Origin of the sequence: Brasilonema octagenarum UFV-OR1 (assembly GCF_963888615.1) — a bacterium.
GTDB classification, from domain to species: domain Bacteria; phylum Cyanobacteriota; class Cyanobacteriia; order Cyanobacteriales; family Nostocaceae; genus Brasilonema; species Brasilonema sennae.
Map to the genome: position 1 here is coordinate 1 of NZ_CAWPKW010000184.1, position 6,280 is coordinate 6,280.

A 6,280-nucleotide genomic window follows, 5' to 3' on the forward strand; every position below is an offset into this window, starting at 1 on the left:
TGCGCTCTGCGCACACCCGATAGCCGTAAGGCGTGGCGTTAGCCATAGGGTGAACAGATATAGATGAGTAGCTGGCTTTGGGTTTCCCTCATGCTGGCTCTGCCTCTGCCGTTGGGTTATCCTACCTTGCTCACTGATAACTGTTCGCTGCGTTTTTAGATGGTAATTACTCCCTTCGCTGCTCTAAAATTACCTCTGCCAAAGCGTTGCGTATTTTCTCTGCGCTCTAGTGGGGTTTTCAGATTGGTAATCTTTTAGGTCGCAAGGGAGTAGTCACACAACGTTTTAAAATCACCGGCGAAGTGGCAAACAAATATCCAAAAAGTTAGTGGTTGTTCTGTTGCTCTTAAAATTCATTGCATGAAATCGATGGATATTACGCAATTTGTTGAACTTTCTATTGGGCGTTGGCGATCGCAACGCAGCGCCCACCATTTAGCATTTAGCCACTTTGAAGCTGTACAATCGGTGATTGATATTATTCCACTCTCTGTTGATGATCCAGCTGTTGTTGATTTGTGTAAGTCATACAATATTGATCTCAGCCAGATTATGTCTCCCTTTCAAATGACTTGGGAAGGACAGTCGGATTGGGATGAAGACGCACAAATGAAAGGCAGTAGTATCTTGGTACCAGTTCCCGATCCTGATGTCCCCAATCGAGGCAAATTACTTAGAGATCAGGGATACGCTGAAACAATAGCAGCAGCTGGTGACTATCACCTGACAGAAGACGGGACATTTGTGCTGCTGACGACATATGATCGGGCAGCGGCTGAAGAGAAAATTTGGTTTGCCAATCCAAACTTGCGATTTCGGGTGTCACTAATCAAAACGAGTGCTGGAACTGGAGTGCTGACTGCATCATTTGCTTCAGAAATTCGTTCTTCGAGTAGTAAGTAGCCACCATAAAGTGCTTGCACATGCACCAAGGCTAAGTTCTCACTCGTTACTCATGACTAACTAAGTACAGACGTGGAAATAAATACAGCTACGTTAAGAAATGTAAAAGCTGCCAAATCCTTACTAATGAACGGCAGATGACGCCAGGTGTTCCGCTTGGGGATACCCCAAGACGAGCCACTACTGCAGGAGGGTCTCCCGACAGAGGCATGTGGCATCCGCACTGGCTCCTTTATGCCGGGGAACTAGTACACTGCACAGCCTCCTAATGACTGGCTTAACGAGTTAACTTTATTCGTACCGACCTACTTACTTGTTACTTTTTAAAATCAATCATTTTCATTCAAAATGCAAAATTCTTGATCGCAAAAAGCAACACTTTTCAATTCTTAATTGTTTGAGATAACTGTTATAACGCGCGCTCATGACTTCTATAAAAGCCAATGATTTAACAACGCTGGCTCAGTGGATGGCAGGTGATTTCAGCAACTATAAGCAATCCTACCATAACCCTCAGCAATTTGCTCATATCCATATCTTTTTTCGTCCCTTACCCTTTGAGTTTTTCAATACGATTGGTTTTTACTCAGAACAGGTTTACGATTACGACTTATGGAGTCCGTATCGTCAGGGAGTGCATCGATTCGTTGATCAGGGAAATCAAATTTATATTGAAAATTACAGTCTTAACGATCCATTGCTGTATGCAGGAGCGGCACGGGAATTAAGCATTCTCAGAACTATTACACCTGATTGTATTGAACGACGGTATCACTGTTCTATGATTTTCAAACGAGAGGGGGAGATGTTTCTAGGTAGTGTGGAGCCAGGAAACAAGTGCCTGCTTGAACGAAAGGGCTGTTTAACGTATCTAATCAGTGATGTGGAGCTGACGGCAACAACCTGGGTTAGTCTTGACAAAGGTATGGATGTCAATACCCATCAACAAGTTTGGGGATCTACGTTTGGGGCGTTGGAGTTTGAAAAGCGTGAAAGTTTTGCACATGAACTTCCCCTGGATCGTGTTTGAAGCAAGAGTTTTATGAGCGTATTAGGTGAGCAAACAGAAGCTGAGGTGAAAATAGGAATGTTGCCACCGGAAGCGGAAAAAAAAATGCAATGCTGGATCAGGAGCCGACACTTGATCAGCTCTGGAAATTTTTTTGTTTTTGAATCAGTTGATTACAGTGCAGTCGAACGATTTTCAGAGTGTATTGCGGCGCTGGGAGGGGCGTTATTATCCATTGAACCCATTGGCAAAATCTGGATGGGCGATCATCGTCAGGTGATTCTTTATCGAGCGAAGGCAAGTTTACATACGCCCCACCATACCTTAAAGCAATATTGGTTGAAATACGGTGGTTTTCGCACAAGGTTTGATGAGCGTGTTTAGCAGAATCCATAGCCACACGCAGGAGCAATTTCCTAGAACTGCCTCAGGGAATCATTGCTACTTTAATCACCTTACGATCTCTCATATCACAAAACACCTGTTCTAAATCCTGCAATGGACGGTGTTCGCTGATGAGTAACTCAAAGGGAATCTTCTGACTTGCAATCAGTGACAGTGCTGCTTGAACATACTCTGGAGTATTATGAAAAACTCCTTTGAGAGTCAGTTCGCTGTAGTGCAATTGTTCTGTATTCACGCTAATAGTTGTATCTCGTGGACAACCACCAAACAGGTTAACAGTTGCACCAGGACGAGCACAAGCAATTGCGGTTTCCCAGACACTTGGTACACCAGTTGCTTCAATCACCACATCTGCACCCCATCCCTGTGTCAGTTCTTTAACTAAACTAGGAATCTCTGGGAACTGATGATAATTAAAGGTCTTTGCTGCACCCAGTTTTTCTCCAATTTCTAACCTTTGGTCATTGCCTCCAAAGAGTAACACCTCAGCTTTAAGATCATGAGCCAATTTAGCTACAAACATCAGCCCGATCGCCCCATCTCCTAACACCACCACAGAATCACCTGGTTTGACGTTGGAACGGGCGACTCCATGCAGCACACAAGCCAGAGGTTCAGTCATTGCTGCCAACTCATAAGGCAACTCATCAGGAATTGGCAACATATTATGTTGCACAATCGGTGCAGGAATTTTTAAATATTCGGCAAAAGTGCCATTATTCCATGTCAAATTTGGACAGAGGGAATATTCTTGGCGTTGACAAAAAAAGCAATTCATGCATGGGGCAGAATTATTTGCGACTAGGCGATCGCCCACTTGCCAACTCGTCACACCAACGCCTACAGCGACAATCTCGCCAGCAGCTTCATGACCAAACAGTGTTGGTGGTTTGAGCATCTTAGCATGACCGCCGCGACGCCAAACTTTTAAATCTGTACCACAAGTTGTTGCAGCTCCCACTTGCATGACAACTTCACCAACGCCAGGTGTGGGGGACGCAACTTGTTCTAAACGTAAATTTTCTTTGCCGTAAAGTAACGCTGCTAACACGCGAGCTTTAACCAATAATTTGCTCCACTTGATTTTACCAGGTGGAGCCGAGAACTTTATCAGTTACCAGTTATCAGTTACCAGTTATCAGTTATCAGGAAGTCAATAAATCGCTTTTTCTGTTCACTGCTCACTGTTCTTCTAACACTACGCTTTGAGTGCTGTTTGAGAAACAGATGCCTTACTTCTTCCTTCCAAGTTCGGCATCTGACTCACACTTAACACTGGCACTTCTTGCCGACAAGTTTTGCAAAACCAGTAGAGTTCACCATGACGAATATGACGTAGCAGGGAACCCCCACAACACGGGCAATCGTTGGCTCTCAAACTCATATTTATGTTCTCCTTTTGAAAAGCTATTGATTTATAGATGTAATAGATGCGTTAAAAAATCGTTAATTAAACTTTGATTTTTGCATCATGAATGCGACCGTTTGAATGAATGCGGCCTTGTATGATTTTTTTATAGACCGCCTCGTATCCATCAACCATCTGGCTGACACTAAACTTGTTCTCTACATGTTCTCGACAAGTTTGACGATTGAGTTCCAAAGCTGCTGGAATCATTGCCGCCATTTCATCGTAGGTTTGACAGACAAAACCTGATACACCGTGGTCAATAACCTCTGGTACAGAACCTAAATTCAGGGCAATTACTGGTGTACCAGTTGCCATTGATTCAGTCATCACTAAACCAAACGGTTCTTGCCAGGCTATTGGAAACAGAGTTATCGCAGCATTGCCCAACAGCTTAACCTTCTGGGCGTGGTCGATTTCGCCTAGGTATTGAATTTGCTCACCATCAATCTGTGGAGCAATCTCTTGTTCAAAGAACTCAGAGTCCACTACATCAACCTTTCCTGCCATTTTTAGAGGCCAGCCAGCTTTTTTCGCAATGGCGATCGCATGCTGCGGTCCCTTTTCTGGCGCGAAGCGTCCTAAGAATGCCAGGTATGGTGGTTGTTGATGTTGGGCAACAAAAGGATAATCTTCTAGATCAATTCCGTTGTAGACTGTGTTAACGTAGTTCAGGTTTATTTGACGTTGAGCGTTACTAATGCTAACGTATGCTTGCTGGTTATGGTGGATGTATAGGTTCTGGTTATCCGTTGTAAAACTGCTGTGCACTGTATGCACGGTGGGTGTTTGTACAAAACTCGCCAAGGGTAATGCCGTAATCCCCATATGAGAATGGATGATATCGAATTCCTTTGCTATCTCGTAAACCTGGCTCAGTTCCAGCATTTCGTACACTCCATACTCTTTGACGTTCGGGTCTAAGCGCAATGCACGAGGATAAACTGCTTGTAACTTCGCCAATGTTTGCGAATCGCCTGATGCGAACAAAGTAACATCGTGACCTCGACGTACTAGTTCATCTGTCAAGCGACTCACGACTAGCTCTATTCCTCCATATGTTGGAGGTGGAACTCGTTCCCACAAGGGGGCTACTTGAGCAATTTTCATAGGTTGTTTTGGTTCAGCAAGTGAGATAATCCTATTACTAGGACATTTATCTGATGATAAAGCATTTGTACTTAATCATCTGATTTTTCAGTTAACCTGGCTGACTCACCCGAGTGCAATTTCGGTTAACGCTACCCTGATAAAGTAGTTGGCTAATTTCATACTAGCCATTTTTTCTATAGCGGGAGTATACTTTCAGATTACAGTTTGCCCGGATGACGAATCATCTATCCTGAGGCTCATAATAATTTAACTTTTTTTTAACTAAAAATAGGAAAATCTGGAAACCAAAGCAATGATGGAGAATATTGCACGAGGAGGAGATAGGTGACGAAAAGACGCAAAAACGTGGAGAATGACGACAGATTAAAATGAAAATTGCGACTTGGAATGTCAACTCGATTCGCACTCGTTTAGAGCAAGTTATTGATTGGCTGGGTCAGAGTAACGTAGATGTCCTATGCATGCAAGAAATTAAAGTTGTAGACGCACAATTTCCCTGCGCACCTTTTGAGGAATTGGGCTATCACCTTTATTTTTCCGGGCAAAAAGCTTACAACGGTGTTGCGATCGCCAGCCGTCAACCACTCTTAGATGTCAGCTGTGGTTTTGCGCCGACTTTATTGAACATCCAAGCAGATTGGGATGAGCAAAAACGGGTGATTACCGGTAAGATAGATGGTATAACAATTGTTAATCTTTACGTACCCAATGGTTCAGCAGTGGGAAGCGAGAAATATGAATACAAGCTGGGCTGGTTAGCAGTACTGCAGGAGTATTTGCGATCGCTTCTTTTATCACAAGCTGCTATTTGTGTATGTGGAGACTTTAACATTGCTCTGGAAGATAAAGATATTCATCACAGTGCAAAGAGCGAAAATCACATCATGGCATCAGAACCAGAGCGCCAAGCCTTACGAGATATCCTCTTATTAGGATTTGCTGATGCTTTTCGCAAATTTACCTCGGAAGGGGGACACTACAGCTGGTGGGACTATCGAGCAGCATCTTTTCGCCGTAATTTGGGTTGGCGAATTGACCATCACTATCTTACGCCTGCTTTGTATGAGCGTGCCAAAAGCTGCACTATTGATGTAGCTCCCAGAAAGTTACCTCAACCAAGCGATCATGCACCAGTGATTGTTGAATTTTAGAATTTAGTCAACAACTAGGGGTATAAGGGTATAAGGGTATAAGGGTGTAAGGGTTGCAATCAGTGGTGGCTTGGTGTCCCTACTGGTTGTAGACGAGCAAAATCATAGATTTTGCTGAGGGCTATCACACCAACGAGTTTCGGGAATAGGATATACAAAAAAAAATCTTTTCTTCCCACGCCACATGCCTCAAGTCGGGAAACCCGCCCACGGTGAGACAGCGCTGCAGGAGGGTCTCCAACGCCAGATACCTGGCTGTCGGGAAACCCTCCCGCAGTACTGGCTCCTCCG

The 6,280-nt window shown here is 44.0% G+C and carries 8 protein-coding genes; 4 read left to right on the forward strand and 4 right to left on the reverse strand.

What is annotated here, in order from left to right:
* Positions 1 to 369 precede the first annotated feature (369 nt).
* The 3 genes from AC5590_RS12855 (at position 370) to AC5590_RS12865 (ending at position 2,296) form a co-directional block, all read left to right on the forward strand.
* Positions 370 to 903, forward strand: coding sequence for a phycobiliprotein lyase (locus tag AC5590_RS12855; protein WP_169268778.1), 534 nt, complete (start codon positions 370 to 372; stop codon positions 901 to 903).
* 424 nt (positions 904 to 1,327) lie between these two features.
* Positions 1,328 to 1,933, forward strand: a complete 606-nt coding sequence (locus AC5590_RS12860) for a chromophore lyase CpcT/CpeT (protein ID WP_169268779.1) — start codon at positions 1,328 to 1,330, stop codon at positions 1,931 to 1,933.
* 12 nt (positions 1,934 to 1,945) lie between these two features.
* The gene (locus tag AC5590_RS12865) at positions 1,946 to 2,296 is read left to right on the forward strand and encodes a CpeR family transcriptional regulator (protein WP_246163073.1); all 351 of its coding nucleotides are present in this window, start codon (positions 1,946 to 1,948) and stop codon (positions 2,294 to 2,296) included.
* A gap of 43 nt (positions 2,297 to 2,339) precedes the next feature.
* Here the strand turns inward: AC5590_RS12865 and AC5590_RS12870 are convergent, their stop codons facing one another.
* The 3 genes from AC5590_RS12870 to AC5590_RS12880 form a co-directional block, all read right to left on the reverse strand.
* Positions 2,340 to 3,368, reverse strand: coding sequence for a zinc-dependent alcohol dehydrogenase (locus AC5590_RS12870; protein WP_169268784.1), 1,029 nt, complete (start codon positions 3,366 to 3,368; stop codon positions 2,340 to 2,342).
* A 147-nt stretch (positions 3,369 to 3,515) separates the two neighbouring features.
* Positions 3,516 to 3,701: a hypothetical protein gene (locus AC5590_RS12875; protein ID WP_169268780.1), complete on the reverse strand. Its 186-nt coding sequence runs from the start codon at positions 3,699 to 3,701 to the stop codon at positions 3,516 to 3,518.
* Positions 3,702 to 3,767: 66 nt separating this feature from the next.
* Complete coding sequence (locus AC5590_RS12880; RefSeq protein WP_169268781.1) at positions 3,768 to 4,835, reverse strand: glycosyltransferase family 4 protein; 1,068 nt, start codon at positions 4,833 to 4,835, stop codon at positions 3,768 to 3,770.
* Between the two features lie 371 nt (positions 4,836 to 5,206).
* On the opposite strand from AC5590_RS12880, the gene xth reads away from it, so the two are divergent.
* On the forward strand, positions 5,207 to 5,989 hold the full coding sequence (gene xth, locus AC5590_RS12885) for an exodeoxyribonuclease III (RefSeq protein ID WP_169268782.1): 783 nt from the start codon (positions 5,207 to 5,209) through the stop codon (positions 5,987 to 5,989).
* A 59-nt stretch (positions 5,990 to 6,048) separates the two neighbouring features.
* On the opposite strand, the gene AC5590_RS12890 is transcribed toward xth, so the two are convergent.
* On the reverse strand, positions 6,049 to 6,280 hold a 232-nt coding region (locus tag AC5590_RS12890), incomplete at its 5' end, for a hypothetical protein (RefSeq protein WP_211178779.1).

Excerpts from the sequence above, each read along its gene's own strand:
- AC5590_RS12860 (WP_169268779.1), top strand. The coding sequence starts at position 1,328 with ATGACTTCTATAAAAGCCAATGATTTAACAACGCTGGCTCAGTGGATG.
- AC5590_RS12855 (WP_169268778.1), top strand. The coding sequence starts at position 370 with ATGGATATTACGCAATTTGTTGAACTTTCTATTGGGCGTTGGCGATCG.
- AC5590_RS12865 (WP_246163073.1), top strand. The coding sequence starts at position 1,946 with ATGAGCGTATTAGGTGAGCAAACAGAAGCTGAGGTGAAAATAGGAATG.
- AC5590_RS12880 (WP_169268781.1), bottom strand. The coding sequence starts at position 4,835 with ATGAAAATTGCTCAAGTAGCCCCCTTGTGGGAACGAGTTCCACCTCCA.
- AC5590_RS12875 (WP_169268780.1), bottom strand. The coding sequence starts at position 3,701 with ATGAGTTTGAGAGCCAACGATTGCCCGTGTTGTGGGGGTTCCCTGCTA.
- xth (WP_169268782.1), top strand. The coding sequence starts at position 5,207 with ATGAAAATTGCGACTTGGAATGTCAACTCGATTCGCACTCGTTTAGAG.